This is a genomic window from Prosthecobacter sp., assembly GCF_014879935.1.
In the GTDB taxonomy this organism is placed as follows: domain Bacteria; phylum Verrucomicrobiota; class Verrucomicrobiia; order Verrucomicrobiales; family Verrucomicrobiaceae; genus Prosthecobacter.
In genome coordinates this window covers 1-26,988 of record NZ_JACSRD010000056.1, presented here as the reverse complement: position 1 = coordinate 26,988, position 26,988 = coordinate 1, and the positions used below count along the sequence as shown (strand labels likewise).

36 protein-coding genes are annotated in these 26,988 nt (G+C 61.0%); 7 read left to right on the top strand and 29 right to left on the bottom strand.

Translation table 11 applies throughout. The annotated features are described in order from the left end of the window. Window positions 1-227: 227 nt before the first annotated feature. The 25 genes from map to rpsL form a co-directional block, all read right to left on the bottom strand. The gene (gene map / locus IAE77_RS01720) at window positions 228-1,055 is read right to left on the bottom strand and encodes a type I methionyl aminopeptidase (RefSeq protein WP_294220887.1); all 828 of its coding nucleotides are present in this window, start codon (window positions 1,053-1,055) and stop codon (window positions 228-230) included. 17 nt (window positions 1,056-1,072) lie between these two features. After that, window positions 1,073-2,578: a preprotein translocase subunit SecY gene (gene secY, locus IAE77_RS01715; protein ID WP_294220884.1), complete on the bottom strand. Its 1,506-nt coding sequence runs from the start codon at window positions 2,576-2,578 to the stop codon at window positions 1,073-1,075. Between the two features lie 90 nt (window positions 2,579-2,668). Then, a complete protein-coding gene (gene rplO / locus IAE77_RS01710) occupies window positions 2,669-3,112 on the bottom strand; it encodes a 50S ribosomal protein L15 (protein WP_294220882.1) in 444 nt (147 codons plus the stop codon). A 42-nt stretch (window positions 3,113-3,154) separates the two neighbouring features. Beyond that, window positions 3,155-3,751, bottom strand: a complete 597-nt coding sequence (gene rpsE, locus IAE77_RS01705; protein ID WP_294220879.1) for a 30S ribosomal protein S5 — start codon at window positions 3,749-3,751, stop codon at window positions 3,155-3,157. Between the two features lie 21 nt (window positions 3,752-3,772). Beyond that, window positions 3,773-4,129 (bottom strand): 50S ribosomal protein L18, encoded by a 357-nt coding sequence (gene rplR, locus IAE77_RS01700; protein ID WP_294220877.1) that lies wholly within the window; start codon window positions 4,127-4,129, stop codon window positions 3,773-3,775. Between the two features lie 21 nt (window positions 4,130-4,150). Then, window positions 4,151-4,690: a 50S ribosomal protein L6 gene (gene rplF / locus IAE77_RS01695; RefSeq protein ID WP_294220875.1), complete on the bottom strand. Its 540-nt coding sequence runs from the start codon at window positions 4,688-4,690 to the stop codon at window positions 4,151-4,153. A gap of 24 nt (window positions 4,691-4,714) precedes the next feature. Continuing rightward, the gene (gene rpsH / locus IAE77_RS01690) at window positions 4,715-5,113 is read right to left on the bottom strand and encodes a 30S ribosomal protein S8 (RefSeq protein WP_294220872.1); all 399 of its coding nucleotides are present in this window, start codon (window positions 5,111-5,113) and stop codon (window positions 4,715-4,717) included. A gap of 24 nt (window positions 5,114-5,137) precedes the next feature. After that, complete coding sequence (gene rplE, locus IAE77_RS01685; RefSeq protein WP_294220870.1) at window positions 5,138-5,716, bottom strand: 50S ribosomal protein L5; 579 nt, start codon at window positions 5,714-5,716, stop codon at window positions 5,138-5,140. A gap of 90 nt (window positions 5,717-5,806) precedes the next feature. Then, on the bottom strand, window positions 5,807-6,091 hold the full coding sequence (gene rplX, locus IAE77_RS01680; RefSeq protein ID WP_345780950.1) for a 50S ribosomal protein L24: 285 nt from the start codon (window positions 6,089-6,091) through the stop codon (window positions 5,807-5,809). Window positions 6,092-6,095: 4 nt separating this feature from the next. Next, window positions 6,096-6,464, bottom strand: a complete 369-nt coding sequence (gene rplN, locus IAE77_RS01675) for a 50S ribosomal protein L14 (protein WP_294220867.1) — start codon at window positions 6,462-6,464, stop codon at window positions 6,096-6,098. Window positions 6,465-6,503: 39 nt separating this feature from the next. Beyond that, on the bottom strand, window positions 6,504-6,776 hold the full coding sequence (gene rpsQ, locus IAE77_RS01670; protein WP_294220865.1) for a 30S ribosomal protein S17: 273 nt from the start codon (window positions 6,774-6,776) through the stop codon (window positions 6,504-6,506). Window positions 6,777-6,800: 24 nt separating this feature from the next. Further along, a complete protein-coding gene (rpmC, locus tag IAE77_RS01665; RefSeq protein WP_294220862.1) occupies window positions 6,801-7,019 on the bottom strand; it encodes a 50S ribosomal protein L29 in 219 nt (72 codons plus the stop codon). Window positions 7,020-7,058: 39 nt separating this feature from the next. Further along, window positions 7,059-7,481: a 50S ribosomal protein L16 gene (gene rplP / locus IAE77_RS01660; RefSeq protein ID WP_294220859.1), complete on the bottom strand. Its 423-nt coding sequence runs from the start codon at window positions 7,479-7,481 to the stop codon at window positions 7,059-7,061. Between the two features lie 43 nt (window positions 7,482-7,524). Further along, complete coding sequence (rpsC, locus tag IAE77_RS01655; protein ID WP_294220856.1) at window positions 7,525-8,307, bottom strand: 30S ribosomal protein S3; 783 nt, start codon at window positions 8,305-8,307, stop codon at window positions 7,525-7,527. A gap of 33 nt (window positions 8,308-8,340) precedes the next feature. Then, window positions 8,341-8,781, bottom strand: a complete 441-nt coding sequence (gene rplV / locus IAE77_RS01650) for a 50S ribosomal protein L22 (protein WP_345780949.1) — start codon at window positions 8,779-8,781, stop codon at window positions 8,341-8,343. A gap of 28 nt (window positions 8,782-8,809) precedes the next feature. Next, entirely contained in the window at window positions 8,810-9,592 is a 783-nt protein-coding gene (locus IAE77_RS01645) for a hypothetical protein (protein ID WP_294220853.1), read from the bottom strand. A 24-nt stretch (window positions 9,593-9,616) separates the two neighbouring features. Further along, entirely contained in the window at window positions 9,617-9,895 is a 279-nt protein-coding gene (gene rpsS, locus IAE77_RS01640) for a 30S ribosomal protein S19 (protein WP_294220851.1), read from the bottom strand. 24 nt (window positions 9,896-9,919) lie between these two features. Then, window positions 9,920-10,759 carry a 50S ribosomal protein L2 gene (gene rplB, locus IAE77_RS01635; RefSeq protein ID WP_294220848.1) on the bottom strand — a complete coding sequence of 280 codons (840 nt, stop codon included), beginning with the start codon at window positions 10,757-10,759 and terminating at the stop codon, window positions 9,920-9,922. Between the two features lie 48 nt (window positions 10,760-10,807). Next, window positions 10,808-11,092 (bottom strand): 50S ribosomal protein L23, encoded by a 285-nt coding sequence (gene rplW / locus IAE77_RS01630; RefSeq protein WP_294220844.1) that lies wholly within the window; start codon window positions 11,090-11,092, stop codon window positions 10,808-10,810. A gap of 2 nt (window positions 11,093-11,094) precedes the next feature. Further along, window positions 11,095-11,706 carry a 50S ribosomal protein L4 gene (gene rplD / locus IAE77_RS01625; protein WP_294220841.1) on the bottom strand — a complete coding sequence of 204 codons (612 nt, stop codon included), beginning with the start codon at window positions 11,704-11,706 and terminating at the stop codon, window positions 11,095-11,097. Window positions 11,707-11,723: 17 nt separating this feature from the next. Next, on the bottom strand, window positions 11,724-12,374 hold the full coding sequence (rplC, locus tag IAE77_RS01620; RefSeq protein ID WP_294220839.1) for a 50S ribosomal protein L3: 651 nt from the start codon (window positions 12,372-12,374) through the stop codon (window positions 11,724-11,726). A gap of 35 nt (window positions 12,375-12,409) precedes the next feature. Next, window positions 12,410-12,718: a 30S ribosomal protein S10 gene (gene rpsJ / locus IAE77_RS01615; protein ID WP_294220836.1), complete on the bottom strand. Its 309-nt coding sequence runs from the start codon at window positions 12,716-12,718 to the stop codon at window positions 12,410-12,412. 38 nt (window positions 12,719-12,756) lie between these two features. After that, complete coding sequence (gene fusA / locus IAE77_RS01610) at window positions 12,757-14,907, bottom strand: elongation factor G (protein WP_294220832.1); 2,151 nt, start codon at window positions 14,905-14,907, stop codon at window positions 12,757-12,759. Between the two features lie 43 nt (window positions 14,908-14,950). After that, on the bottom strand, window positions 14,951-15,424 hold the full coding sequence (gene rpsG, locus IAE77_RS01605) for a 30S ribosomal protein S7 (protein ID WP_294220831.1): 474 nt from the start codon (window positions 15,422-15,424) through the stop codon (window positions 14,951-14,953). Between the two features lie 34 nt (window positions 15,425-15,458). Continuing rightward, window positions 15,459-15,863, bottom strand: a complete 405-nt coding sequence (rpsL, locus tag IAE77_RS01600) for a 30S ribosomal protein S12 (protein ID WP_294220829.1) — start codon at window positions 15,861-15,863, stop codon at window positions 15,459-15,461. Window positions 15,864-16,207: 344 nt separating this feature from the next. On the opposite strand from rpsL, the gene IAE77_RS01595 reads away from it, so the two are divergent. Then, the gene (locus IAE77_RS01595; protein WP_294220827.1) at window positions 16,208-16,831 is read left to right on the top strand and encodes a hypothetical protein; all 624 of its coding nucleotides are present in this window, start codon (window positions 16,208-16,210) and stop codon (window positions 16,829-16,831) included. A gap of 2 nt (window positions 16,832-16,833) precedes the next feature. Here IAE77_RS01595 and tadA read toward each other — a convergent pair whose 3' ends face one another. Beyond that, on the bottom strand, window positions 16,834-17,385 hold the full coding sequence (gene tadA, locus IAE77_RS01590) for a tRNA adenosine(34) deaminase TadA (protein ID WP_294220825.1): 552 nt from the start codon (window positions 17,383-17,385) through the stop codon (window positions 16,834-16,836). An 86-nt stretch (window positions 17,386-17,471) separates the two neighbouring features. Between tadA and rpe the strand changes: the two genes are divergently transcribed. Then, the gene (gene rpe / locus IAE77_RS01585) at window positions 17,472-18,146 is read left to right on the top strand and encodes a ribulose-phosphate 3-epimerase (protein ID WP_294220823.1); all 675 of its coding nucleotides are present in this window, start codon (window positions 17,472-17,474) and stop codon (window positions 18,144-18,146) included. A 54-nt stretch (window positions 18,147-18,200) separates the two neighbouring features. Here rpe and infC read toward each other — a convergent pair whose 3' ends face one another. The 3 genes from infC to aroE all read right to left on the bottom strand — a co-directional run bounded on the left by infC (window position 18,201) and on the right by aroE (window position 20,683). Further along, window positions 18,201-18,953, bottom strand: coding sequence for a translation initiation factor IF-3 (gene infC, locus IAE77_RS01580; RefSeq protein WP_294220821.1), 753 nt, complete (start codon window positions 18,951-18,953; stop codon window positions 18,201-18,203). Between the two features lie 523 nt (window positions 18,954-19,476). Then, window positions 19,477-19,755 carry a hypothetical protein gene (locus tag IAE77_RS01575; protein WP_294220819.1) on the bottom strand — a complete coding sequence of 93 codons (279 nt, stop codon included), beginning with the start codon at window positions 19,753-19,755 and terminating at the stop codon, window positions 19,477-19,479. 22 nt (window positions 19,756-19,777) lie between these two features. Beyond that, complete coding sequence (aroE, locus tag IAE77_RS01570; RefSeq protein ID WP_294220817.1) at window positions 19,778-20,683, bottom strand: shikimate dehydrogenase; 906 nt, start codon at window positions 20,681-20,683, stop codon at window positions 19,778-19,780. Window positions 20,684-20,786: 103 nt separating this feature from the next. On the opposite strand from aroE, the gene IAE77_RS01565 reads away from it, so the two are divergent. The 5 genes from IAE77_RS01565 to IAE77_RS01545 all read left to right on the top strand — a co-directional run bounded on the left by IAE77_RS01565 (window position 20,787) and on the right by IAE77_RS01545 (window position 26,925). After that, window positions 20,787-21,650, top strand: coding sequence for a ThuA domain-containing protein (locus IAE77_RS01565; protein WP_294220814.1), 864 nt, complete (start codon window positions 20,787-20,789; stop codon window positions 21,648-21,650). A 114-nt stretch (window positions 21,651-21,764) separates the two neighbouring features. After that, the gene (locus IAE77_RS01560; protein ID WP_294220811.1) at window positions 21,765-24,029 is read left to right on the top strand and encodes a redoxin domain-containing protein; all 2,265 of its coding nucleotides are present in this window, start codon (window positions 21,765-21,767) and stop codon (window positions 24,027-24,029) included. Between the two features lie 73 nt (window positions 24,030-24,102). Beyond that, window positions 24,103-25,347 (top strand): DUF1343 domain-containing protein, encoded by a 1,245-nt coding sequence (locus IAE77_RS01555; RefSeq protein WP_294220809.1) that lies wholly within the window; start codon window positions 24,103-24,105, stop codon window positions 25,345-25,347. A gap of 553 nt (window positions 25,348-25,900) precedes the next feature. Next, entirely contained in the window at window positions 25,901-26,119 is a 219-nt protein-coding gene (locus IAE77_RS01550; protein ID WP_294220806.1) for a hypothetical protein, read from the top strand. Between the two features lie 74 nt (window positions 26,120-26,193). After that, window positions 26,194-26,925 (top strand): agenet domain-containing protein, encoded by a 732-nt coding sequence (locus IAE77_RS01545; protein ID WP_345780948.1) that lies wholly within the window; start codon window positions 26,194-26,196, stop codon window positions 26,923-26,925. Window positions 26,926-26,988 lie beyond the last annotated feature (63 nt).

Sequence of the window (26,988 nt, the reverse complement as noted above, 5' to 3'; positions counted from 1 at the left end):
TTCCGCATTCCGCATTCCGCATTCCGCATTCCGCATTCCGCATTCCGCATTCCGCATTCCGCATTCCGCCCTTCGCCCTTCGCCCGGCCCCGTCCCGGCACAGCGTGATGAGCTGGCTGCGGGCAGGAGTGCTCGCGCATCCCTTTGAAGAGCATGGCGGCGAGGCGTAGCCACGCATGACGGCAGGCGGCAACGCGGGAGCGTTTTCCCTCCGGGCTCGTCCCGGCTCAGCCGAGCTCGGAGACGGGGCGTGGGGTGAGGTCGTTCACGCCTTTCGGGAACATGCGGCCGCGGGCGGTGAGGATCTCGGGCTCATCGGGAGTGATGAGGACGACGTGCTCGTAGTGGGCGGAGGGTTTCCGATCCTGGGTGATGACGGTCCATTTGTCCTCCAGGATGCGGGTCTTGCCGGTGCCCATGTTGATCATCGGCTCGATGGCGAGGGTCATGCCAGCCTTGAGGCGGGGTCGCTCGCCTTTTTTGCCATAGTTGGGAACCTGGGGCTCCTCGTGAAGCTTCCGGCCGACGCCGTGACCGACGAATTCGCGGACGACGCTGTAGCCATACTGGGTGACGTGGGCCTCGACGCTGTGGCAGAGGTCGCCGAGCATCCAGCCGTCGCGGGCGTATTTGACGGCGTTGAGGAGGGACTCCTCGGTGGCGGCGAGGAGGTGCAGCGTTTCCTTGGCGACGTTCCCGACAGGGACGGTGAGGGCATTGTCGCCGACCCAGCCGTCATAATGGACGCCGATGTCGATCTTCACCACATCGCCATCCTGGATGACGCGGGGGCCGCCGATGCCGTGGACGACCTCCTCGTTGATGGAGATGCAGATATGGCCGGGGAACTGGCGGTAGTTGAGAAAGGCGCTGGTGGCGCCGCGGGCCTTGATCTCGGCGGCGGCGAGGCGGTCGATCTCGGCGGTGGTGGCGCCGATGCGGACTTCGGCGGCGGTCTTGAGGAGGACATCACGCGCGACCTGGCAGGCCTTGCGGATGGACTGCTGCTGCGCGCCGTGGCGGATGGGGATGTTCCCCGATTTCATGAAGGCCATGACGCGGTCAAAGAAGCTCACTTGATGGCCAGACGGTAAACCACACCGATCAGCACGATGACAGCGAGACCGACCCAGAGCCAGACGAGAGTGGTGGCGTCCATGGCCTTCCCGCCGCTCTGCTGGAGGCGGTCCGCACGGCCACGGATGCGGCCTTTCTTGAGGAAGCCGTCGTAGTGGCTCTGCAGGAGGTGGGTTTCCACCTGACGCATGACGTCGAGGACGACGCCGACAAGGATGAGGAGGCTGGTGCCGCCGAAGAACTGGGCGGCGGAGCTGGAGATCTTCATGCCGCTGCTGACGATACCGGGCATGACGTAGAGGAAGGTGAGGAAGATGGCACCTGCGAAGGTGAGGCGGCTCATGGTGAAGTCGAGGAAGTCAGCCGTGGGCTTGCCGGGGCGGATGCCGGGGACATAGCCGCCGCTCTTCTTGAGATCCTCGGAGATCTGGGTGGGCTGGAACATGGTGGCGACCCAGAAGTAGCTGAAGAAGAAGATCAGCAGGGAGGAGGCAACGTAGTAAACCCAGCCGCTGCTCATGAAGATGGCCATCTTCTGGATCCAGTTCACATCTTTGAAGAGGGAGGCAAGGATGGTCGAGGGGAAGAGCAGGATGGCCTGGGCGAAGATGATGGGCATGACGCCGGAGTAATTGATCTTCAGCGGCAGATACTGAGTCTGGCCGCCATAGACCTTGCGGCCAACGACGCGCTTCGCGTAGGTGATGGCGATGCGGCGGGTGGCCTGGGTGAGGGCGATGACTCCGGCGATGACGAGGATCATGAAGCCCATGAGGAGGACGAGCGTGAAGGCGCTCTTCGGATCGGCCTTGTCACTGCTGACGAAGGTCTGCCACACCTGGATCAACGCACCAGGGAGGTCGGAGACGATGTTCACGCAGATGAGGATGGAGACGCCATTGCCGATGCCGCGTTCGGTGATCTGCTCACCCAGCCACATCATGAGCATGGTGCCGGCGGTGATGGTGATGACGCTGGTGATGACGAAGCCGATGCCGTAGCCGGGGACCAGCGGACGGCCGCCGAGCTTGTCGATGGTGTCCTGCAAGCCGGCCATGAGGTAGTTCTGCCCGGGGTCGGCGAGGGACTGCGCCAGCAGCGTGGCCTGGAACACGCAGAGGGCGATGGTGGCGAAGCGGGTGTACTGGGTGATCTTCTGGCGACCGCCTTCCTCGCGGGCCATCTTGCTGAGCGGCGGCCACACGGCGGTGAGGAGCTGCAGCATGATGCTGGCGCTAATGTAAGGCATGATGCCGAGGGCGAAGATGGCGCAGTTTTGCAGGCCGCCACCGGAGAAGATGTTCAACAAAGCGGCGACCTGGGCGGCACCGGATGCATTGTCACCGGCCTTGTTCTCGATCCAGGCATTGAGCACGAAGGGATCGACGCCCGGAAGCGTGATGGAAGCCCCGATGCGGACGATGACGATCATCGCCAGCGTGAAAAGGATGCGCGAGCGAAGTTCCGGGACTTTGAAGCTGTTGGCGAAAGCAGAGATCATGGGAGATGGCTGGAAGCGAAGATGGGCCTGAATCCTGACGGTGTTCACCGCGCGGAAACCGGCCCATCAGAATGGTTGGGTCAGGAAAAATCAGGCGGCGATGGAACCACCGGCCTTTTCAATCTTTTCACGGGCCGAAGCGCTGACTTTGGCTCCTTCGATGGTGAGCTTGAGGCTCAGATCGCCGGTGCCGAGGATCTTGATGACATCGCAGCCACGGGTGACCAGACCGGCTTCGCGGAGGGAGGCCTCGTTGACGACGGCACCGTCCTGGAAGGATTCATTGAGGTCGCCGACATTGACGACTTCGATGGCGTCCTGGAAGAGGGCGTTGTTGAAGCCCTTCTTGGGCAGACGACGGTGCATTGGCATCTGACCACCTTCGAAGCCAGGGCGGATGCCGCGGCCCGCACGGGCCATCTGACCCTTGTGGCCTTTGCAGGAGGTTTTGCCGTGGCCGGAGCTCTCACCACAGCCGATGCGCTTGCGGCGCTTCTTGGCTCCGGGGCGGGGTTTGACGTCTTGAAGTTGCATGAAAAGTTCGCTGTTCGCTGTTCGCTGTTTTCAGTTGTTCAATCAGAGAGCCTTGCGCTCTTTGATCTCCTTGCCACGGGCACGGAGGATCTCGTCACCCGGACGCAGGGCGCTGAGCGCGGCGAGCGTGGCCTTGACGACGTTGGCGTGATTGCTGGAGCCGAGGGACTTGCCGATCACGTCTTTCACACCGGCTGCTTCGAGCACGGCGCGGGCACCACCACCGGCGATAATGCCGGTACCTGGCGTGGCAGGCTTCAGCATGATGAAACCACCACCGTGGGCACCGGTCACTTCATGCGGAATGGTGCTGTCCTTGAGATTGACGGCGAAGCGGTTCTTGCGGGAGGCCTCTGTGGCCTTCTTGATGGCATCGGACACTTCGTTGGCCTTGCCAAAACCCCAGCCGACCTTGCCGGCGGCGTCACCGGAGACGACGAGGGCACTGAAGCTGAAGCGCCGGCCGCCTTTGACGACCTTGGCGCAACGATTGATGTGAACGACCTTCTCAACGCCGTCCACTTCCCGGGGACCGCGATCGTCGCGGCCGCGGAATCCACCACCATAGGAGGGGGTGGGAGGGGGCGGTGCGGCTTCCACCGGAGCTTCGGTTTCGATGACTACTGTTTCTTCGGCCATAAAATAGAGCGGTGGGGCGGTTTAGAATTTCAAGCCCTTCTCACGGGCGGCGTCGGCGAGGGCCTTGACCTTGCCATGGTAGTTGAAGCCAGAACGGTCGAAGACGACCTGGGAGACGTTCTTGGCGATGGCACGCTCGGCCACAGCGGCACCGACTTTCGTGGCGTGCTCGATGTTGGCCTTGCCGGCGCCATAGCCCTTCTCCTTCGTCGAGGCGGAGACGATGGTCTTGCCGGCCTCGTCGTCGATGATCTGGGCGTAAACGTTGGTGTTGGAAAAATAAACCGTGAGGCGCGGGCGCTCGGCGGTGCCGCTGAGCTTGCGGCGGATGCGCTTGTGAATGCGCTGGCGGATTTCTTTGCGTTTGGTGACAGCCATGGGGAGCGGATCGAAAAAGGGTTACTTGACGGACTTGCCGGCCTTGCGGCGGATGTGCTCGCCCACATAACGGACGCCCTTGGCCTTGTACGGCTCCGGCGGATAGTAGGCGCGGATGTCAGCGGCAAGCTGGCCGACGACCTGCTTGTCGATGCCTTCGATGGCGATCTTGGTGTTCTCGGTGACGGTCACCTTCACCCCTTTCGGGATGGGATGCAGACGGTCGTGGGACTGACCGAGCTGGAGGTCGATGTTGGTGCCCTTGACTGCGGCACGGAAACCGACGCCGTGGATCTCAAGATTGCGGGTGTAGCCCTGGCTGACACCCACGATCATGTTGGTGATCAGGCGCTGAGTGGTGCCGTGAAGGGCACGGACACGGCGGTCTTCCGACTCGCGGGTGACGTTGATCTCCTTGGCACCAGCGGCGACGCTGACGCCCTGCGGGATGGTCCAGGCCAGTTCGCCCTTCGGGCCTTTGACCTGCACGGAGCGATCGTCGCCCAGCTTGATGGAGACCTTGTCTGGAATGGTGATGACTTGTTTGCCTACGCGTGACATGAGTTTTTGTGACGGTTGGAGGTTTTACCAGACAGTGGCGAGGAGTTCACCGCCGACCTTGGCCTTGCGGGCCTTGGCACCGGTCATGATGCCGCGGGAGGTGGAAAGAATGGAAATGCCGAGGCCGCCGAGAACACGGGGCACTTCATCGCTGCCGACGTATTGACGCAGACCAGGCTTGCTGACACGGGTGAGATTGCGGATCACCGGGGTTTTTTCCTTGGTGTCGTTGTACTTGAGCTTCAACTTGAGGCGCGGGTGGGTGGCGCTGGTGTCCACCTCATAGCCCCAGATGTAGCCTTCCTCGTGGAGGATGCGGGAGAGCTCGGCCTTCATCTTGCTGAAGGGGATGAGCACATGCTCCTGCTGGGCGGCGCAGGCGTTGCGGATGCGCGTGAGGAAATCGGAAATCGGATCGTTCATGTCGCTGAGATAAGCAGATGGGTTTTACGCGGCGGCCTCGCCCTCTTTCTTCGGCTGGGCGGTGCGGGTGCGGAAGGGCATGCCGAGCGCGCGCAGCATCTCACGGGCATGATCGTCACTGTTGGTGCTGGTGACGAAGGTGATGTCGAAACCGAGGGAGCGCTTGATCTTGTCGAGCTCGATTTCGGGGAAGATGGACTGGTCGGTCACGCCGAGGGTGTAGTTGCCACGACCGTCGAAGGAACGGGGGGCCACACCACGGAAGTCACGGATGCGGGGAATGGCAGTGCGGACGAGGCGCATCATGAAGTCGTACATCTTCGGGCCGCGCAGGGTCACCTTGACGCCGACGTTTTCACCCTCACGCAGCTTGAAGTTGGCGATGGCCTTCTTGCTCTTGGTGACGATGGGCTTCTGGCCGGTGATGAGGGAGACTTCATTCACGGCGTCTTCCACGGCCTGCTTGCGTTCGCCCTGGCTGCCGACGGAGCAGTTGATGACGATCTTCTCAAGCTTGGGGACTTCGTGGATATTTTTGAGGCCGAGCTGGGTCTGCAGCTCGGTGCGTTTCTGCTTATAGAGTGTCTGGAGTACGTGTTCCATGGTTCAGGTTCGGGCTGTGCCGCCTTTCCTTCGATGAACAGGCCGTTTCAGGCTGTGGCACGAGGGGGGAGGCAAATGGGGGGCGGGGATTTAGGCTTTGGCCTTCTTCTTGGCAACTTTCTTTTTCGCAGTCTTGGCCGGAGCGTCCACTTTCTTCACATTGGAGACGTGGATGGGAGCTTCCTTCTCCTGGAAACCGCCCTGCTGGTTCTGCTGGGAAGGCTTGATGGCCTTCTTGATCATGTTGACACCTTCGACGATGACGCGGCTCTTGGACGGGAACACTTCGAGGACGGTTCCCTGGGAGCCTTTGCCCTCCCCGGTGATGACGACGACGTTGTCGCCTTTTTTGACGTGGGTCTTGATGCGGCTCATGATGTTACAGCACTTCGGGGGCGAGGGAGACGATCTTCATGAAGTTCTTGTCGCGCAGTTCACGCGCCACGGGGCCGAAGATGCGGGTGCCGCGTGGATTGTTGTCCTTGTCGATGATGACGATCGCGTTCTTGTCGAAGCGCAGGATCGAGCCGTCGGAGCGACGGATCGGATGAGCGGTGCGCACGACGACGGCGCGGACCACTTCACCCTTCTTCACAGCGGCGGTCGGCGTGGATTCACGCACGTGGGCGGTGATGATGTCGCCGACATAGGCGAAACGGGTGTTTTTCTTGCCGAGCACACCGATCATCTCGGCCATGCGGGCGCCGGTGTTGTCAGCCACCGGGATTGAGGACTCCATTTGCAACATAAGCAGTATCTCCTGTGAGGGTTTCGGATTGAGGGATGACTAGTGCTTCTGCACTTCGACCAGCTCCCAGCGCTTCAGCTTGGAAAGCGGGCGGGTTTCGGCGATGAGGACCTTGTCCCCCTCCTTGGCCTGCTCCTTCTCATCGTGGGCGTAAAATTTGGAGGTCTTGCGCACGATCTTCTTGAACTGCGGGTGCGGCACGCGGCGCTCGACTTTGACGACGATGGTCTTCGACATTTTGTCGGACACCACGACGCCGACACGGGTCTTGCGCACGGCTTTCTTTTCGGGGGCTGCTGCGGTCTCGCTCATGAGGGTGGGAATGCTTCAGTGGGGTTAGGCGGCCTTCTTGGCGGCTGCGGCGCGGGAGCGCTCGGTGATGATGGTTTCGATGCGGGCGATCTCGCGGCGGATCTGGGTCAGGCGCGCGGGGTTTTCGAGCTGGCCGCCACCGGTGCTCTGCTGGATGCGCAGGTTCAGCGCCTCCTGCTTCAGTTCACGACGGCGTGAGGAAAGCTCTTCCACAGTCGATTCACGGAGTTCTTTGATCTTCATAAAGGCAGTTCGCGGTTCGCGGTTCTCAATTCGCAGTTCTTATTTGTGCAGGCTTTCGCGGGTGACGAAGCGGGTACGCACACCGAGCTTGTTGGCGGCCAGGCGGCAGGCTTCACGGGCAGTGGCCTCGTTAACGCCGGAGACTTCAAACAGGACGTGCCCTGGAAGGACGACGGCCACCCAGAACTCCGGGGAACCCTTCCCTTTACCCATTCGGACTTCCGGCGGACGCTGCGTCACCGGCTTGTGCGGGAAGATGCGGACGAAGACCTTGCCCTTGCGCTTCAGGAAGCGGGTGATGGCGACGCGGCAGGCTTCGATGTGGATGTTCTTGATCCAGCCACGCTCAAGGGTCTGGAGTCCGAAGTCGCCGAAGTCGAGCTTGTTGCCGCTGGTGGCGTTGCCACCGCGGTTGCCGCGCTGGGCTTTGCGATATTTAACTCTGCTTGGAAGGAGGGCCATGACGTGAAGTGACGAATGTTAAAATGACAGACAGAAGGGACGATTACTCGGCGGCGGCAGGAGCAGCCTCGGGAGCGGGGGCCGGCGCGGGGGCACCACGACCACGGTCACCACCGCGTCCGCCAGGACCACGGCGGTCGCCACGGTCGCCATCGCGGCGCGGGCGGCGCTCGCCACCCGGGCGGGACACGCCGGTTTCAGGAGCGTTGCCACGGTTCAGCCAGCATTTGACGCCGATGATGCCATACACGGTCTTGGCTTCAGCGAAACCGTAATCAATCGGGATACGCAGGGTCTGAAGGGGCACCTTGCCCTGGCGATACCACTCGGCGCGGGCGATGTCAGCGCCACCCAGACGGCCAGCACAGCGGAGACGGATGCCGTCTGCACCCATGTCCATGGCGGTCTGCACGGAACGCTTCATGGCACGGCGGAAGGAGATACGGCGCTCAAGCTGGACGGCCACGGCCTCGGCAACGAGCTGGGCATCGAGTTCAGGCTGCTTGATTTCGAAAATGTCGATCTTCACCTGTTTGCCACCGCACATTTCGGAGATCTTCTGGCTCATCACGTCGATTTCCTGGCCCTTGCGGCCGATGACGAGGCCGGGACGTGCTGTGTGGAGCGTCACGCGCACCTGGTTCCAGGCGCGCTCGATGACGATCTTCGAGATGGCGGCCTGCATGAGCTTTTCCTTGAGGTAGGCACGGATGGCGAGGTCGCTGTGAAGCGAATCGGCGTATTCCTTTTCAGGAGCATACCACTTGGAGCGCCAGTCTTTTGTGACTGCGAGGCGGAAACCGATCGGATTTACTTTCTGTCCCATAAGATGAATTGGTGCGGTTCGGTGGCGTTGCGATTATTCAGAAGCTTTCTCTTTTCTGGCCTTCGGAGCGGCCTTCTTCTTCGCCGGGGCCTTCTTGGCGGGCACGGCGGCTGCTTCGCCGGCGGCAGGGGCCTCGGCAGTCTTCGGAGCGCCGATGATGACGGTGATGTGAGTCATGCGTTTCTTGATCGGAGCTGCGGAGCCACGGGCGCGGGGCATGATGCGTGACAGGGCCGGCCCGGGGGTGGCGGTGGCGGACTGGACGATGAACTCCGATGCGTCCTGCTCGTGATTGTTCTCGGCGTTGGCAATGGCGGAACGGAGTGTCTTGCCGACGAGGAAGGCGGCCTTCTTCGGAGTGAAGTCGAGAACACTCAGGGCCTGGGAGACGGGCATGCCGGTGATGGCACGCGTGACCTGGCGGGCTTTCTGCGAGGAGATCCTGGCGTATTTGAGGACGGAGCGGACGGACATAAAGCGGAGTATTCTGGGCTTTCTTCGTTTAGAGGGATTTGGAGAGATCGACGCGACCACGATCGCCGACGCGGACCGGGTCATTGGCACTGGCCAGTTCCTGGATCACAGCACCGCAGACCACGTTGCGGACCTCGGTGACGAGGGCTTTGGCGATGGGTTTGTCTTCGCGGAAAATTTCAAAGGGCATGCCGGGCTTCACGCCATCCTTGGCACCAAGGGAGAGGACGGCGATGCCGAGTTCGGTCTTCAGGCTCACCACCCGGGCGTTCTGCAGATCGCCGGCGACGTGCTGCCCTTCCGGACCGCCCCCCGCCTTGACCAACGCGGCATCAGCCTTCGTGATGGCCTTGTTCACCCGGTCTGCCGCGACTGGGTCGGCCGAAGGAGTGGCTTTCATCAACGACATGCTGGACTCAGCCATCTCGATCAAAGCTTCTGCCAGCGAATCGCGCTGCTGCTTCATGACACTAAGGTCACTGAGAGCCGCAAGGAGGCGTTCCTGGGTCTGATCCTTGGCATTTTCGAGCGCACCGACGCCGAGCCCCTCCAGAAGGCCACGAAGCTTCTCGTAGCGATCCTTGAGTTCGTTGCTTTCAGCGTTGGCGGCAGCGGCACTCTGAGCCAGGGCGTCGTTCTTGTCCTTCGCGGCGACAGCAGCCGACTCCAGGGACTGGATCTTTGCGGCGGCGACTTGCAGGGACAGGAGCAGCTCCTGGTTCTCAAGCTTGTCATCCGCACGCACGCCAGCCACACCCGCCACGAAAAGCAGCGAGAAAGCGGTTTGTCCGATGGAAGCGCGGATGAACATGAAGAGATCGGGCGTTGGTGGGGATTACTTGGCAGCCTTGACGGTGACAGCACCGTGGGACTTGAAGAGGCGGGTCAGGGCGAATTCACCGAGACGGTGGCCCACCATGTTTTCAGTCACATAGACGGACACGAAGTCCTTGCCGTTGTGAACGAGGAAGGTGTGGCCGACGAGGTCGGGCGTGACCATGGAAGAACGAGCCCAAGTCTTGATGGGGCGCTTCTGCTTGGCGTCGTTGAGCTTGTCCACCTTTTCGAGGAGGGCCTGCTGAACGAAGGGGCCTTTTTTGAGTGAGCGTGGCATGGGAAAGCGTGAGTGAGAGATGGTTTACTTCTTCGCGTGGCGGGACTGCACGATGAGCTTGCCCGTGGCCTTCTTCGGCTGACGAGTCTTCTCACCCTTCGCATGGCCCCAGGGGCTGAGGAGATGCTGACGACCACCACCGGACTTCGAGCGGCCTTCACCACCACCGTTCGGGTGATCGATGGGGTTCATGCACATGCCGCGGACGGTCGGGCGGACACCCTGCCAGCGTGTGCGTCCAGCCTTGGCGGACACGACGTTCATGTGCTCCACGTTGCCGACCTGGCCGATCGTGGCGTAGCAATCGGCAAGAATCTTGCGGATTTCACCAGAAGGCATGCGCACGAGGGCGAAATCGCCTTCTCGGTTGGAGAGGACGGCGGCCTGGCCGGCGGCACGGGCCACGACACCACCACGACCAGGGGTCAGTTCGATGTTATGGATGAAAGTACCGAGCGGGATCTTGCGCAGCGGAAGTGCGTTGCCCACTTCCGGGGCGGCCTTCTCACCAGCCATCACGGAGGCACCGACAGCAAGCTGGTTCGGAGCGAGGATGTAGGCACGCTGGCCGTCCTTATACTCCACGAGAGCGATGCGGGCGGAACGGTTTGGATCGTATTCGATGCCGACAACCTTGGCCGCTTCGTCACGACGCACGCGCTTGAAGTCGATCAAACGGTAACGCTTGTCATGACCGCCGCCGATGTGACGGCAGGTGATGCGGCCGGTGTTGTTACGGCCACCCGAGCGGCGCAGAGCCACGGTGAGGCTCTTCTCCGGAGAGTGCTTGGTGATCTCCTCGAAGGAGTTCCACTCTTTGTAGCGGTTGGTGGGCGTGGTTGGCTTGAATGTTTTCAGCGCCATGACGGTGAGGTAAGTTAAAAGTTTCTGCCTACGGGCGGACGGCCCAGGTTATGCGAGATCGAGTTTTTCCCCGTCCTTGAGACGGACAATCGCCTTCTTCCAGTGATTGGTGCGGCCATAGTCAGCGCGACGCTCACGTCTGGCCTTGCCATCGTAATTGGCGGTGCGGACACCGGTGACTTTCTTGCCGAGGAGCTTCTCCACAGCCTGCTTGATGTCGATCTTGGTGGCTTCGACATCGACGGAGAACACGTATTCGTTGTTCTTCTCGCCAAGCAGCGTGGCTTTTTCGCTCAGGCGGATGGTTTTGATGACTTTGTGAAGGTCTTTCATGATCAGGCAGTCCTCTTGGCAAGGGTTTCAAGGGCGTCTCCGGTCACAACCACGCTGCGGTAGCGCAGCAGGTGCTCGGCATTCACGTCGTCAGCGGAGATGAGCTGGACGTTCTGGACATTGCGGGCGGCGCGGAAGGTGAGCTCGTCAAAGCCCTTGCCGATGAGCAACACGTTTTTGGCAGTCGTGATGCCATTGATGGCGGCAATGAAGCTCTTCGTCTTGCCGTCGGAGATGGCAAAGCTGTTGGTGGTGAGCACTTCGCCATCAAGGATCCGGGCGGTCAGAGCGGCGCGCAAAGCGAGCTTCTTGGTGCCCTTCGTGAGGGTCTTCTTGTAGTTACGCGTGTTGCGCGGACCGAAGACGACACCACCACCACTCCAGATCGGGGAGCGCTTGGAGCCCATGCGGGCGTTGCCTGTGCCCTTCTGGTTCCAGAGCTTCTTGCCGGAGCCGGAGACTTCGGAGCGGTTCTTGGAGTGGGCATTGCCTTGGCGGCGGTTGGAGCGGTAGGCGACCACGGCGTCGTTCAATGCCTGCGAGCCTTTGTAGCCCTCGGTCAATTGAATGTTCGCCTGTTTGGCGGCTTCAGCGGAAAGAATGGATGCGGACATGATTCAAATCCTCCTGGTTATTTCTTGGGGGCCTTCTTGCCCGGGCGGACGACGACGATGCTGCCGGTGTTGCCGGGGATCGCGCCTTTGATCAGAAGCACGCCTTCTTCAGGACGGCTCTGGACGACAACGAGGTTCTGCGTGGTGCGGCGGGAGACGCCGTCATGACCGGGCATCTTCTGGTTCTTCCACACGAGACCGGGGGTGAGACGACAGCCGATGGAGCCGGACCGGCGATGCATCATGTGGCCGTGCGTCGCAGGCTGGCCGGAGAAGTTGTGACGCTTCACGACGCCCTGGAACCCCTTGCCCTTGGTGGTGCCGATCACATCGACGATCTGGCCGACGCTGAAGATGCCGGCGTCCAGCTTCAGATCCGCGGCAGGAAGCTGCTCATCGTTGGCGAAGCGAAACTCCTTCACAATGCGCTTCGGCTTCTCACAGCCGTGCTTCTTGAAGTGGCCAAGGAGCGGCTTGGCCACACGCTCAGGCTTGTTCTGGTCGCCGTAGCCGACCTGAACCGCGCTGTACTTGTCCTTGCCATCGCTGCGCTTGACCTGGATGAGGGTGTTGCCGCTGACATCGACGACGGTCACAGCAACGGCATCGCCTTTGTCTGTGTAAACCTTCGTCATACCGAGTTTTTTGCCGATCAGTCCGAGACTCATGAGTGGTCCTCCTGTGAAATTGGTTTGGGTCCGCGTTAGATCTTGATCGTGATGTCCACGCCGGAGGGGAGATTGAGCTTCTTGAGCTCATCCACGGTGCGGGAGGTGGGATCGACGATGTCCAGCAGGCGCTTGTGCGTGCGGATTTCGAACTGGTCCATCGACTTCTTATCGACGTGCGGGGAACGGTTCACCGTGTACTTCTCGATGCGTGTGGGCAGCGGAATGGGGCCTGCGACTCGGGCGCCGGTGCGCTTCGCGGTTTCGACGATGTCCGCAGTGCTCTTGTCGAGCACGCGATAGTCATACGCGCGGAGGCGGATGCGGATGCGTTGATTGGTCATGACTGGGGTCCGTGGGTGAGTGGTTCAGGGCGCGGGCGTTATGCTTTGGAGCCTCCGCGTTGCTCGACGATCTGGTCAACGATCTGCTGCGGCACCTGCTCGAAGTGAGAAGGCTGCATGGAATAGCTGGCACGGCCGGAGGAGAGGGTGCGGATGGCGGTGGAGTAGCCGAACATTTCAGCCAGAGGCACTTCGGCGCGGAGCACGGCGGTGGCACCACGGCTGTCCATGCCCTGAATTTTGCCGCGGCGGCGGTTGAGGTCGCCCATGATGTCGCCCTGGTAATCTTCAGGCGTCGTGCATTCCACGGCCATGATCGGTTCGAGCAGGATGCATTTGGCTTTCTTGAGGGCGTCCTTGACGGCGAAGATGCCGGCCATCTTGAAGGCGTTTTCGTTGGAATCGACTTCGTGGCTGGAGCCGTCGAGAAGGTCGATGTGCATGTCGATCACCGGATACCCGGCGATGATGCCATTCAGAGCGGCCTCAATGCAGCCGGCCTTGGCGGGATTGATGAACTCCTTCGGAATGGTGCCGCCGACGACCTTGTTCTCCACCACAATGCCGGAACCTTTCTCACCAGGGCGCACCTTGATGATGACGTGGCCGTATTGACCGCGTCCACCGGACTGTTTGACGAGCTTGCCTTCGCCATCGGCTTCCTTGGTGAGCGTTTCGCGATAAGCGATCTGCGGCTTGCCGGTGTTGGTCTCCACCTTGTGCTCGCGCTTGAGGCGGTCGCAAAGGATTTCCAGGTGAAGCTCGCCCATGCCGGCGATGATCGTCTGGCCGGTTTCTTCGTCGGTCTTGACGAAGAAGGTCGGATCTTCTTCCGAGAGGCGCTGGAGGGCGTTGCCCATTTTTTCCTGATCGCCCTTGGTCTTTGGCTCGACGGCCATCGAGATCACCGGTTCCGGGAAGGTCGGCGGCTCAAGCTGCACTTCGAGATTCTCATCACAGAAAGTGTCGCCCGTGCGAACATCCTTCACACCCACGAGGGCGGCAATGTCACCCGAGTAGCAGGTGTCGATGTCCTTGTGGACGGCTGCCTGGATCTGGATCAAGCGGCCCACGCGCTCAGACTTGCGGGTGCGTGGATTGTAAATGGTGTCGCCTTTGGAAACCTTGCCGGAATACACACGGAAGAACACAAGGCGGCCGAACTTGTCAGACCACAGCTTGAAGCCGAGGGCGATGAACTTGCCGTTGTCGTCAGGCCTGGCCTCAATGACGTTTTCCGGCTCATCAACAACAGTGCCCTTCTGAGGTTCGATGTCGAGCGGGCCCGGGAGATAATCGATCACGGCGTCGATCAGATACTGAACGCCCTTGTTCTTGAAGGCGGAACCACCGGCCATCGGAATGATCTTGTTGGCGATCACCGCACGACGGAGGCCGGCCTTGAGTTCTTTTGGCCCGATGGGCTGTTCCTCCAGGAACATCATGCCGAGCTCATCGTCAGCACTGCACACGGCATCCAGAAGCTCGTCGTAAGCAGCCTTGGCCTTGGCGACTTCATCACCTTCAAGAGCACGGACGGTGTACTTGGAGCCAAACTTCTCGTCATCGGAGTAAATGATGGCCTTCTGGTTCACCACGTCGATCTGGCCGATGAGATTGTCTTCGGCACCGATCGGGATGAGCACTGGAAAGGCCGGGGCTCCGAGCTTTTTGCGCACATCATCCACCACGCGCTCAAAGTTAGCGCCGGTGCGGTCCATCTTGTTCACGAAGGCGATGCGCGGCACACCATACTTCTCAGCCTGGCGATAAACCGTCTCGGACTGGGGCTGCACGCCCGCAACGCCGCAGAGCACGAAGATCGCGCCGTCCAGCACGCGGAGGGAACGCTCGACCTCGGCGGTGAAGTCCACGTGGCCGGGCGTGTCGATGATGTTCACCCGGATGTCTTCCATCTCGCGGGACTTGTAAACGCCTTCTTCCTTCAACTGCTTCCACTTGGCCGTCACAGCAGCGGAAGTGATCGTGATGCCGCGCTCTTTTTCCTGCTCCATCCAGTCCGTCGTGGCCGCGCCGTCATGCACCTCGCCGATCTTGTGGATCATGCCGGTGTAGAACAGAATACGCTCGGTCAGAGTAGTCTTTCCCGCGTCAATGTGGGCGCAGATCCCGATGTTGCGGGTACGCTCAAGTGGGAATTCGCGGTTGGGGGAATTGGGGTTCGACATGGATCGGAAAAACGTGAAGTGGACGAAAAAAGGGACGGGGCGATTAGAAGCGGAAGTGGGCGAAAGCCCGGTTGGCCTGGGCCTGCTTGTGGACGTCGTCGCGCTTGCGAACGGCATTCCCCTGCCCCTGGGAGGCATCCTTGAGCTCATTGGCAAGCGCACGATGCATCGGCTGACCTTTGCGACCACGGGCATAACCGACGATCCAGCGCATGGCGAGGGACTCCTGACGACGCGGGGAAACTTCCAACGGCACCTGGTAGGTGGCACCACCGACACGACGGGCCTTCACTTCAACGCGAGGCTTGGTGTTTTCGATGGCACGATTGAAAAGCTCAAGCGGATCAACACTGTCAGACTTGTCGTTGAGCATGTCGATCGCGGTGTACACGATGCGCTCGGCGAGGGCCTTCTTGCCATCAAGCATGATGTTGCTGATGAGACGGGCGACAAGTTCGCTGTCGTAGCGGCTGTCCTTGTGAGCCTCTTTGTTGTAAACGCGTTTTCTGCGAGCCATGGCGGGATGAAATTGAGGATTAAATCAGCGGAAATTACTTCTTCTTCGCGGCGGCGGCGGCGGCACCTGCCTTCGGACGCTTCGCACCATACTTTGAGCGGCCGCGACGACGGGCATCAACACCAAGGCAGTCCAGTGTACCACGGACGATGTGGTAGCGCACACCTGGCAAGTCCTTCACACGACCACCACGCACGAGAACAATCGAGTGTTCCTGCAGGTTGTGCCCCTCGCCGCCGATGTAGGCGATCACTTCATACCCATTGGTCAGGCGGACCTTGGCAACCTTACGAAGAGCGGAGTTTGGCTTCTTCGGCGTGCGGGTCATCACCTGGAGGCAGACGCCACGACGCTGCGGGCACTTCGTGAGCGCTGGAGACTTCGACTTCACCGCCTTGTCTTTGCGGCCGTGTCTGACGAGTTGATTGATGGTGGGCATGGTGGGAAAGAACTGTGATCCGGGGCTGTTATCGACGGCCGTTTCGGAAGGACAGTGAACCATGCTCACATCGAGCAGGCTCAGACTTTTCCGGTTCTGGCTCCGATAAGTAAGGCCCGCCGTGGCGGGCCTAGTTGAACCCGGTCTCTGGGGAGGAGGGGCCGGGCGGCGGGAGCGCGGATATTGGCGAGTCCCCTTATGTCCGCAAGCAGTATTTCAGGCTTTTTGAAATAATCTTCAGCTATTCTGTCGGTCCAGGCGCACACACTGCCCTGATCCGCCCGCGCTCAGCGCCGGACATGCTGTCGTTTGCGTCATCAGGCATTTCAGCCACAGTGGCGGCCATGCGCCCGCTTCTTTGCCTGCTGCTCTGCGCGGCGAGCCCTCTTTATCCCCAGCAAGCCGACCTTCCACAGCGGAAACCCGAAACACTGCTGATGATGCCGGAGCCGAAGGCCATGCGCACCGCCTTTTCCATCATTCCGGCCGGGGCGAAGCAGACGGTGCTCACACCTTACCGGGAAGCCAGCCAGGCAACGGGCGGCCTGGAGGCCTATGGACAGGAATCACTCGCCCGGCTGGGCTTTGGCACCGAAACATTCCTCGAACGGGCCAAAACGGCTGCCGACAAGCGACTGCTTCAGCTTCGACCTGACCTGGTCAAAGGCGCGGACGGAAAAATCGCCTACGCCGTCTATCGCGGGGAATCCCCTCTCTTCGCCACCCTGTTGATCGCCCCTTCCCTGCCGAAGATCTTTGAGGACCTGTTTGGCAGGGAAATCTGGGTGGCTCTGCCCGACCGTCACGCGCTCTACGTCTTCCCCGCGAGGCCCGATTTGATCGAGGAATTTCACGAAGATCTGGCCGAACGCTACGCTGAGGACGCTTTCGCGGCCAGTTGCGAGGTGTTTGCACTCAAGGTGGGGGCGGAACCCACGGTCGTGGCGACTTTCGCCCCCCGGGAGTGACATCACGGCCCGTCAAACACCAGACCGCCGTCATTTTCCTTCGCCGCGCCTTTCTTATGGGCGATTCCTTCGGCTTTGCGACGGCGGGCTTCCGCGAAGAAATCTTTGAGCACGTGAACGCACTCGTCCTGCAACACGCCGGAGGTGATTTCGCAGCGGTGGTTGAGATTCGGTGCCTGCAGGAGATTCCAGAAGCCTCCCGCACCGCCGCCCTTCGGGTCAGGACAGCCGAAGATGACGCGGCGCACCCGGCAGTGCATGATGGCACCGGCACACATGGGACAAGGCTCCTTCGTGACGTAAAGATCGCAGTCGTTGAGCCGCCAGTCCCCCAACGCACTCTCCGCCTGCGTGAGGGCGAGCATTTCCGCATGCGCGGTGGCATCCTTGAGGGTCTCCACCTGGTTCCACGCACGGCCGATGATGCTGCCTTGATGCACGATCACCGCGCCAATCGGCACCTCATCGAGTTTCGCTGCCTTGCGGGCCTGACGCAGCGCCTCCCGCATGAAATGGGAGTCATCGAGGATCGGGGCGTGAAATTCCAGGTTCAAAGGCGGCTCAAGGATGATGGCTCCAGTAGCCGTGAACCTGAAACTTGAAACTTGAAACTTGGGGGCACGGCTCTTTAGAGAAAGACATGGATCACACCGCGCCGCTCATCCTCCCTTCCCTGCTGGCCTCCGACTGGTCAAACATCGGAGCGGAGGTGAAACGAGCCGAGGATGCCGGGGCGCGATGGCTCCATCTCGACGTGATGGACGGCGCTTTCGTGGACAACATCTCCTTCGGACCGCAAATGGTGCAGGTGGTGCGTAAATGCACAGACATGTATCTGGACGCCCATCTCATGATCCATCGTCCCGATCATTACCTGGACCGCTTCATCAAAGCGGGCGCCCAGAACATCACCATCCACGTCGAGGCCCGCTACGACACCAGCGTGGCCGAAACCCTGAGGCGAATTCGAGCGGCTGGCAGGCATTGCGGCATCGCTTTGCATCCCAGCACGCCCTTCGAGGCCGCCCTGCCCTACGTGAACGACATTGATCTCCTGCTCGTGATGACCGTGGTGCCCGGTTTCGGCGGCCAGGCCTTCATGGAAAAGGAAACCATGCCCAAACTGGCTGCCGCCCGGGATCACCGGGACAAGCACGGCCTCAAATTTCACCTGGAAGTCGATGGCGGCATCTACACCACGACCGCCCCCATCGCAAAACAGCACGGAGCGAACCTGTTCGTCTGCGGGACGTCATCGTTCGGCCCGCCCGACATGAGGCAGTCGATGAGCGAGCTGGCAGCCTCGGTGGCCTGAAACGAGCACAAAAAAGGCAGGGCGATGGCCCTGCCTTTTTCGTTCGCTGGTTGATCAACTGGCCGCAGGTGCAGGCGGCGGCGCGGAGTGATTATCGCCGTTCTGATCATCATGATCGTGATCGTCGTCGTGCTTGTCCTCACGCGGATCGTGCCCGTCCTGGTGCTTGATGTCCTGGTGCTCGGTGACGCCTTTGAGGTGCGTCTTGAACTTCCGGTGCCGCTGCTGTCCGGGCAAGGGGCTGATCTGCATGTTGATGTTGCGTCCGGCCATCTTTGGCTCCTGATCCACATGGCCCATGGTGAGAAGATCGGCCTTGATCTTCTGTGCCAGTTCGTGCCCCAGCTCCTGATGCGCCATCTGACGGCCACGGAACTGGAGCTGGATGCGCACCTTGTGCCCTTCAGCCAGGAAGTCCTCAGCATGCACGATCTTGATGTGATAATCGTGCGGGTCGATGCCGATGCGGAACTTCATTTCCTTCACCTTGCCGCCCTTGTGGTGCTTGTGAGCCTCCTTCTTGTGCTTCTCCTGGATGTACTTGTATTTGCCGTAATTGACAATCTTGCACACGGGCGGATCGGCATTCGGCGCCACTTCGACGAGATCAAGTCCGCGCTCCTTCGCGATGCGGATCGCCTGATGCGTCGGCAAGATGCCCAACTGATGATGCCCGTCCTCCTCGACGACGCGGACCTTCGGCGCACGGATGCGCTCATTGATGCGGGTCTGATCGACAAAGCGCCCATTCGGGCGCCCGCCAGGGCGGTTTCCTCCCGGCCGGTTAAACGGTGGACCGCCACCCATGGGCCGGCTCTGCCCCGGACCTGCCGCCCCTTGATAACCTCCCGCCGGACGCGGTGGACCACCGGCCGGACGCGGCGTGAAACTTGCCTGGCCTGCGGGACGCGGCGCTCCGCTCCCCTGGCTTTGCTGCCCTGGCGGCCCTGCCGGACGCGGCGCTCCTCCACTTTGATTGTGCTGGGGACGCGACGTGAAATTGCCGCTGTTCAATTGCTGGAATGGATTGCTTATGGGATACCTCCGGGTGGGTTGAAAACTCCTGGATGCCGCATCATCGACACCAGGAAAATCATTCGGAAACGACGCGCTGTACAGATCATCATATCAGCACAGGCCCTGTTCCGACTTGCGCGCGCCTTCCTTCTCCCGGTCATGCGGGGTGCTGGGACGCGACAAAGTAAAAATCATGCGGGAAAATCGGATGTGGCAGAGCGTTTGGATGCCTCTTCAAAGACGCAGGCACTGCCTGGAACCCAAACGCGCCGCACTGTTAACGACTTTCACAACGCTGAGCAAGTTCCTTTTATTAGTGGTCTTTGCCACAGACCCGACACATGAAGCGATTGCCCCGCTCCGGAATTTCGTAGCTCTTCCCACCACAGAAGGGACACTTCACCGCCACGCAATTCCTCACAAACCAGCGCGTCCCAACAGCCACCGTCAGGCAGCCCACCAGCATCGTCACCAGCGGGGAGATATGATGCTTGTCCAGCCACTCCCAGAGCACGCCGATGAAGCCACAGTAGGCAGCGCCGGCCACGATCGGACCGAAAAAGCTGAGGGCAAAGTGGCGTGTGGCTGTCATTCGCGGCCCAATTTTCACGGCTTCATGCATTGCGCAAGCCTTCGCGCATCACTTCCAGCGGTGCCGGCCGGTCAAACCAGTGCTCGAACGAAATCGCGCCCTGGTGCAGCAGCAGTGTGAGCCCATCCACCGTCTTTGCACCCGCCAGACGGGCATCCGCCAGCAGGGGCGTCTCGCCATCGGCCCGGTAAACCATGTCAAACACGAGATGCCGCGCCTCGATCGAGTCCGCCGGCAGCAATTTGGTGTCTGCAGACTTCATCCCGAGCGACGTCGCATTCACCACGAGATCGCACCCGCTCATCTGATACGCCAGATGCGCATCATCCATCTCCACCACACCCACCAATGGCACATTGCCGATCTCCCGGATTTCACGCATCACAGCCAAGGCCTTGTCCAGTGTTCGATTCGCCAGAGTGATGCTCCTGCAGCCCACGAGGGCACTTTGCACCGCCACAGCCCTGCCGGCACCACCACCGGCGCCGAGAATGAGCACACGCAAATCCTTCACCTCGACCCCAAACGCCTCCTTCACACTGCGCAGAAAGCCGGGCCCGTCGCTGTTGTAGCCATGCAGCCTGCCGTCGCGAATCGCCAGCGTGTTCACCGCCCCGAGCTGCCTCGCCAGCGGGTCCAGCACATCCACGGCGTCGAGCGCCTCGAACTTGTGCGGGATCGTGATGTTCACGCCGAGGAAGCCACACCGCGCGAACTGCCGGAAAGCTTCCGCCACGCGTCCTTGCGGCACCTGCACCCGCACGTATTGCGCATCGATGCCGCAGGCACGCAGCGCCGGATTGTGCATCTGCGGGCTGCGGGAGTGCGCGATCGGGTCGCCGATCACCGCCAGTCGTGCCGGCGGCGCGAAGCGTCCCGCCACCGCGTTCCAGTTCATCAATTCATCAAAGGTCAAAAAATCGCCCACGGCTCAGACATCGCGAAAGAACCCCCGCTGTCAAAACACCGCTCGCAATTTTCCCCTCGACAGCTCGTTCCATCAGCGCTGCAATCGCAACTCGTTCCCGACCATGAAACTACTGTTCCCCCTGCTCACTCTTGGCGTCACCGCCGCCCTTTTCCTCGCCCAGGCCGCTGATCCCGCCGTCAAACCGCTCCGCGTGCTCGTCGTCGCCGGCGGTTGCTGCCATGAATATGACAAGCAGACCCTGGCGCTCAAAGAAGGCATCGAGGCACGGCTCAACGCCATCGTCGATGTCGCCTACAATCCCGACAAGACCACCAAGGCCACCTTCGAGATCTACAAAGCCAAGGACTGGGCCAAGGACTTCGATGTCATCGTCCATGACGAATGCAGCGCCGACGTGACCGACCCCGCCTATGTCAACGCCATCCTCGACGCCCACAAGGCTGGCAAGCCCGCCGTGAACCTCCACTGCGCCATGCACAGCTACCGCTGGGGAAATTTCCGCGAACCGGTGCAGGCCGGAGGCGACAACGCCCGCTGGTATGAGTTCCTCGGCCTCCAATCCACCGCCCACGGCCCGAAGGAGCCCATCTCCATCACCTACACGGACAAAACCCACCCCATCACCCAGGGTCTCGAAGACTGGAAGACCATCAACGAGGAGCTTTACAACAACATCCAGATCCTTGGCGGCAAACCGCTCGCCAGCGGCGTGCAGATCGTTCCGCCGAAGGCCAAAAAAGGCGAGACCCTGCCTCCGGACGCCAAACCGACCGAGGCCACCGCAGTGGTCGCCTGGACGAACGAATTCGGTCCGAACAAGACCAAAACCTTCTCCACCACCATCGGCCACAACACCGAAACCGTCGCCGACGCCCGCTACCTCGACCTCGTCACCCGCGGCATCCTCTGGGTCACCGGCCACATCAACGAAAACGGCAAGGCTGAGCCCGGCTACGGCAAATGATCGTGCTTTTCGCCCCCTGGCGTGCCTTTGATAAAAAATGCCCGGCGGTGACACTGCCGGGCATTTTGTATTTTCACCTTCGCATCCCGCGTTTGATTCGTCCCGCCTTCCACCATGCTCCGCATCCTTCCCATCCTTCTCCTGCCGGCGTTCGCTCTTTCCGCCGCCGATCCCCAGCCCGGCCACTCTTCGCACGGTGAAGCCTTCAATGAAGGCCCGCGGCAGGCCGCCGTGCTCATTCCCGGCTGCGGCGACGCGGTCAAATTCCCCATCTCCACGAAGAAGCCCGAGGCGCAGCAGTTCTTCACCCAAGGCATCGGCCAGCTTCACGGCTTCTGGTATTATGAGGCCGAGCGTTCCTTCCGGCAGGTCGCCGCGATCGATCCCGGCTGCGCCATGGCCTACTGGGGCATGAGCATGGCCAACGTGAACAACGAAAAGCGGGCCAAGCCCTTCCTGGAGAAAGCCGTCGCTCTCAAAGACAAGGCCACACCACGTGAAAAGCAGTGGATCGCCGTCCTGGAGAACCTCTACCTCAAAAAGGACGACAAACGGGATGCCAAACAACGCCAGATCGATTGCATCCGCGACTTCGAGGCCCTCGTGCACGACGACCCGAAGGACATTGAGGCCAAGGCCTTCCTTGTCTGGCGCATCTGGTTCGACAAAAAGAACGCCCCCATCCCCAGCGCCCAGGCCGTGGATGCCCTGCTCGATCAAATCTTCGCCGCCGTCCCGAACCACCCCGCGCATCACTACCGCATCCACCTTTGGGACGACAGCAAACCCATCCGCGCCGTCACCTCCGCCGCCCAATGCGGCCAGGCCTCGCCCGGCATCGCCCACATGTGGCACATGCCCGGCCACACCTTCTCGAAGCTGAAGCGCTTTGACGACGCCGTCTGGCAGCAGGAGGCCAGCACCCGCGTCGATCACGCCTACATGATCCGCACCTTTGTCCTCCCGGACCAGATCCACAACTACGCTCACAATGAGGAGTGGCTCGTGCGCAACTTCAACGAACTCGGCCGCGTCAAAGACGCCATCGGACTCGCCAGCAGCCTGATCGGCAACCCGAGGCATCCCTCCAACAACACGCTCGACAAAGGCAACACCTCCGCCAGCTACGGCCGCACCCGCATGATCGAGACGCTGACCAAATGGGAGCTCTGGGATGATTTGAAAGCCTTCACCGCTGCTCCAGCCGGCCATCCGTCCCACGACATCACACGCCTGCGTGCCCGCGGCCTCGTCGCCTTCCACCAAAACGACGCGGACCTGCTCGCCTCGGCCCTCAAAGACCTCGAAGCCGTCAAAACCGACGCGAAGCCGGCCGCATCCGCCGCCAAAACCAAAACAGACGCTGCCAAGACCGATGCCGCCAAGTCCAAGAACGCCGATGCGAAGAAAGCAGCCGACAAACCGGCCAAACCCGGAGAGAAGCCCGAAACCAAGGCCAGGAACAACGCCCTCGCCGAATTGAAGGCCCTCGTCGCTCTCGGCAAAAAGAACGCGGCGGACACCTCCAAGCTGCTCGACGCCCTCAAAGACACCGACGTTCCCAAAGAACGTCTCGCCCGCTACTGGCTCAAGCTCGGCGACAAAACCAAGGCCGCCGCGCTCGTCCCGAACTTCCCGGAGGGTCTCGCCGGTTCAGCGGCGAAGACGGAGATCCTGGCCGCATGCGGCAAATCCGACGACGCCAAAAAGGCCTTCGAAGACACTCGCAAGCTGGCCTTTGCCATGGATCGCCAGCTTCCCATCGCCAAACGGCTTGATGCGCTCGCCAAAACCTTCGGCATCGCTGGCGACTGGCCTGCGGCGGCTCCGAAACGCACCGACAGCGGCAAACGTCCCGCCTTGGACACCCTCGGCCCCGTCCACTGGCATCCGCCCGTGGCTCCGGTCTTCGAGGCCCTCACGCTCGACAACCAGCACGTCAAAAGCAGCGACTTCACCGCGAAGAAACCGACCCTCTTCATGTTCTACCTCGGTCACGAATGCGGCCACTGCGTCGAACAGATCCAGGCCTTTGCCAAAGCCGCCGCCGACTTCGACAAAGCCGGCATCCAGCTCGTCGCTGTCACCATCGAGCCCACGCAGGTCGCCGGAAAGATCCGCGAGGCGCTCAAGCCCACCAGGGATCAGCCCCTGCCCTTCCCGTTCCTGAGCGACAGCAGCCTGGAGGCCTTCAAAAAAGTCCGTGCCTACGACGACTTCGAAAAAGAAACCCTCCACGCCACCCTGCTCATCGACCAGACCGGCCACCAGCGCTGGCAGGACATCAGCTACACGCCCTTCATGGACAGCAAGTTCCTCCTGGAGGAGTCGCAGCGCCTGCTGAAGCTCCCGGCCACGCCCCTGCACGCCAGCGAGTGATCCGCGCTCTCTTTTTCGCGATTTAGCATCCGCTTCGTTGCCGCGTGCCGGGTTCTCCGTTACCACTCGCGGCATGCCCTCCGTCCGTGCTTTTCTCGCGCTCAGTCTTGCCACGTTCGCACTCGTCTCCTGCCAGGTTCCCACATCCCAGCCGTATCAGCAGCAGCCCGGCTATGGCGGCCCCTTCATGCTCGGCGTCGATGTGCTGGCCTCACGCGGGTTTGATCTGATCCGCGGCAAGCGTGTCGGCCTCATCACAAATCACACCAGCCTCACCAGCCGGGGTGAACGCACACGCAGCGTGTTTCAGCGCGGCCTCGGGCCGAATCTCGTCGCACTTTATGCTCCAGAACACGGCATTGATGGAAACATCGGTGCCGGCAAGCATGTCAGCACGCGGCGTGATCCGGTGACGGGCCTCATCGTCTATTCGCTCTACGGTCCCACGCGCAAACCGACCCCTGCGATGCTCGCGCCGATCGACGTGCTCGTGTTCGATCTCCAGGACATCGGCTGCCGCAGCTACACCTACATCAGCACCATGATCGTCGCGATGGAGGCCGCGGCGGAATGCGGGAAGCAGTTTGTCGTGCTCGACCGGCCGAATCCACTCGGCGGTTGGCGCGTGGAAGGACCTCCTTTGGAGGCCAAATGGAAGTCCTTCGTCGGCCAGATCCCCGTGCCTTACGTACATGGCATGACCGCCGGTGAACTCGCCATGATGGCCTGCTCACGCGGCTGGATCTCGCGCGTGCCGCGTCTGGACGTCGTGAAAATGCAGGGCTGGAACCGCGGCATGACCTGGCAGGACACCGGCCTGCGCTGGCATCCGACTTCACCAAACATTCCCCACTCCATCTCCCCTTTCTTCTATGTGACCACCGGCATCCTCGGCGGCGCCACCTCCGTTGATATCGGCATCGGCACCGAGGAGCCCTTCGGCTACGCCGGCGGCGCTGGTGTGAATGCGAACGCGTTGCTCGCCTACTGCCAGCGGCTGAACACTCCTGGCGTCAGTTTCTCCGCCTACTCCCGCAACGGCTTCGGCGGTGTGCGCATCCACATGAACCCGCGCAACACCACCGACCTCACCGCGCTCGATGTCCTCCTGCTGGCCGAGATCAACCGCCTCAGCGGCGGCAAAGTCGTCGGCCGCATGAGCGGATCAAAGCTGAACCTCTTCAACAAGGTCTATGGCAGCGAATCGCTCTACCACGACCTCCGTCGCGGCATCCCCGCCACCAGCATCATCGCAAGATGGCAGGGCTGGACTCAGAGCTTCCGTTCCCAAAGGCAGCGCTTCCTGCTTTATCCCTGAACCTCCGTCCCCGTCGTGGCACTGGCGGCATCCCGCCACCCTCTCCCTCACCCTGCTGCCATGACTCCGGTGAACAACAGGCCTGCATGCCGCGGCGGGTGGTTTCAGGACGCTCGTTCAATGGCAAGGCGAAACCTGACTGATTTGGTTCGGCTCGAATTCATCTGTCAAGTAGTTGCACACTGACCCCGCCCCTGCCGTCCTGACCCGCCCCTTGCCGTCCGGGGAGGTGGAGCGATCTGCACCTCCGACCAGCTTGCGCACCTTGGATGTGGCGTCGGGGAGACTGGCGACCGCGATATGCGTTTCGGATTGGATGGCAATCGTCTGGCCGGAGGTAGCACTAACGAACGCGGCACAGGAGAGAAAAGAGAGGGCGGAACATGATGATGAAACAAATTGCAAATCCAGGCTGGTGGGATGGCACGGATTATGTAATGGCTTAACCCGTGAAGACTCTTTTGTTTCTACTAATCGGATTGATCAGCATTGGTAACTGCTTCGCCGCAGGCAAAAAAACCGCACGCCCCGGTGGTCGCCGGAGAAGACTCGCATGGCGGTGATCTGCCTCGCCCGGTTTGCAGGCGAGAAAGAAGGAGCCACATCTTTTTCGACTGCCGACCGACTGGATGATCCGTTTGTGGAGCTGATGATCGAGCGAGGGGTCCCTGAGGAGCAGATTCTTTATCTCAAAGACGACGAAGCATCCATGGAGAACATCAGGCCGAGTTTCCCGAGTTTCTGGCCGAAAGCGCCGAAGGTGAAACCCTGATCTTTTACTATGGCAGCCACGGGGGTTACAATCCAGAGACGGGCGTTCATACTTTCGCAGCGTTCGATGGCTCGATGCAGGTCAGTTGGTTCATCGATAAAATCGCCAACGAGTTCAATGGCAGCGAGGCCATGCTTTTCTCCGATTGCTGCTATTCTGGCGGCATGGTGGAGCTGGCGAGAGCGTGCACGGACACCCGTGTCTCGTTTGGTGCTTTGAGCACCACGGGCTGCTGCAATCTTGGCTACAGCGGGTGGCGCTTTCTGGATGTGCTAGCCAGGGCCTGGGCTGGAGATGTGGCCATGGATTTTGATGAGACGGGCACCATCAGCTTCATCGAGCTATGTTTCTTTGCGGAGAGATACATGGCGTTTGTGGCCGAAGGAAAGCCGCTCTACGCAAGCACCAAGAGCTTCAACGAGGACCTTATTCTCGCGAAAACAGACCGTCCTGCCAAGGACGGGATTGGCATGTTCGTCGAGGCTCGCGAAGGAAAGTCCTGGTACAAGGCGGAGGTCATTGATGCGAAAGAGAACGGCTCCAATGACCCCGAGGAGTTCCTCGTGCATTTCACGGACAAAAGCCGCTATGCGAAACAAGCCTGGGTGGCGGTGGATGACATCCGTGAATACGATTTCCAGGAATACGAGGTCGGCACGAGAGTGGAGATTCGCAATGCGGACGGTCAATGGCTGCCCGGCAAGGTGATTGATACCTTCGAGCACATGCATGAGTGCAGCTACGACGGCAAAAGCGCCGCCTACAACGAGTGGATGTCTCCCTCACGGATCCGTCCGCAGCAGTGAGCTGCCAAAACGACACGTGTGGCTGCGTTTAAACAATAAAGGGCACCTCTGGAAACCTCAAAT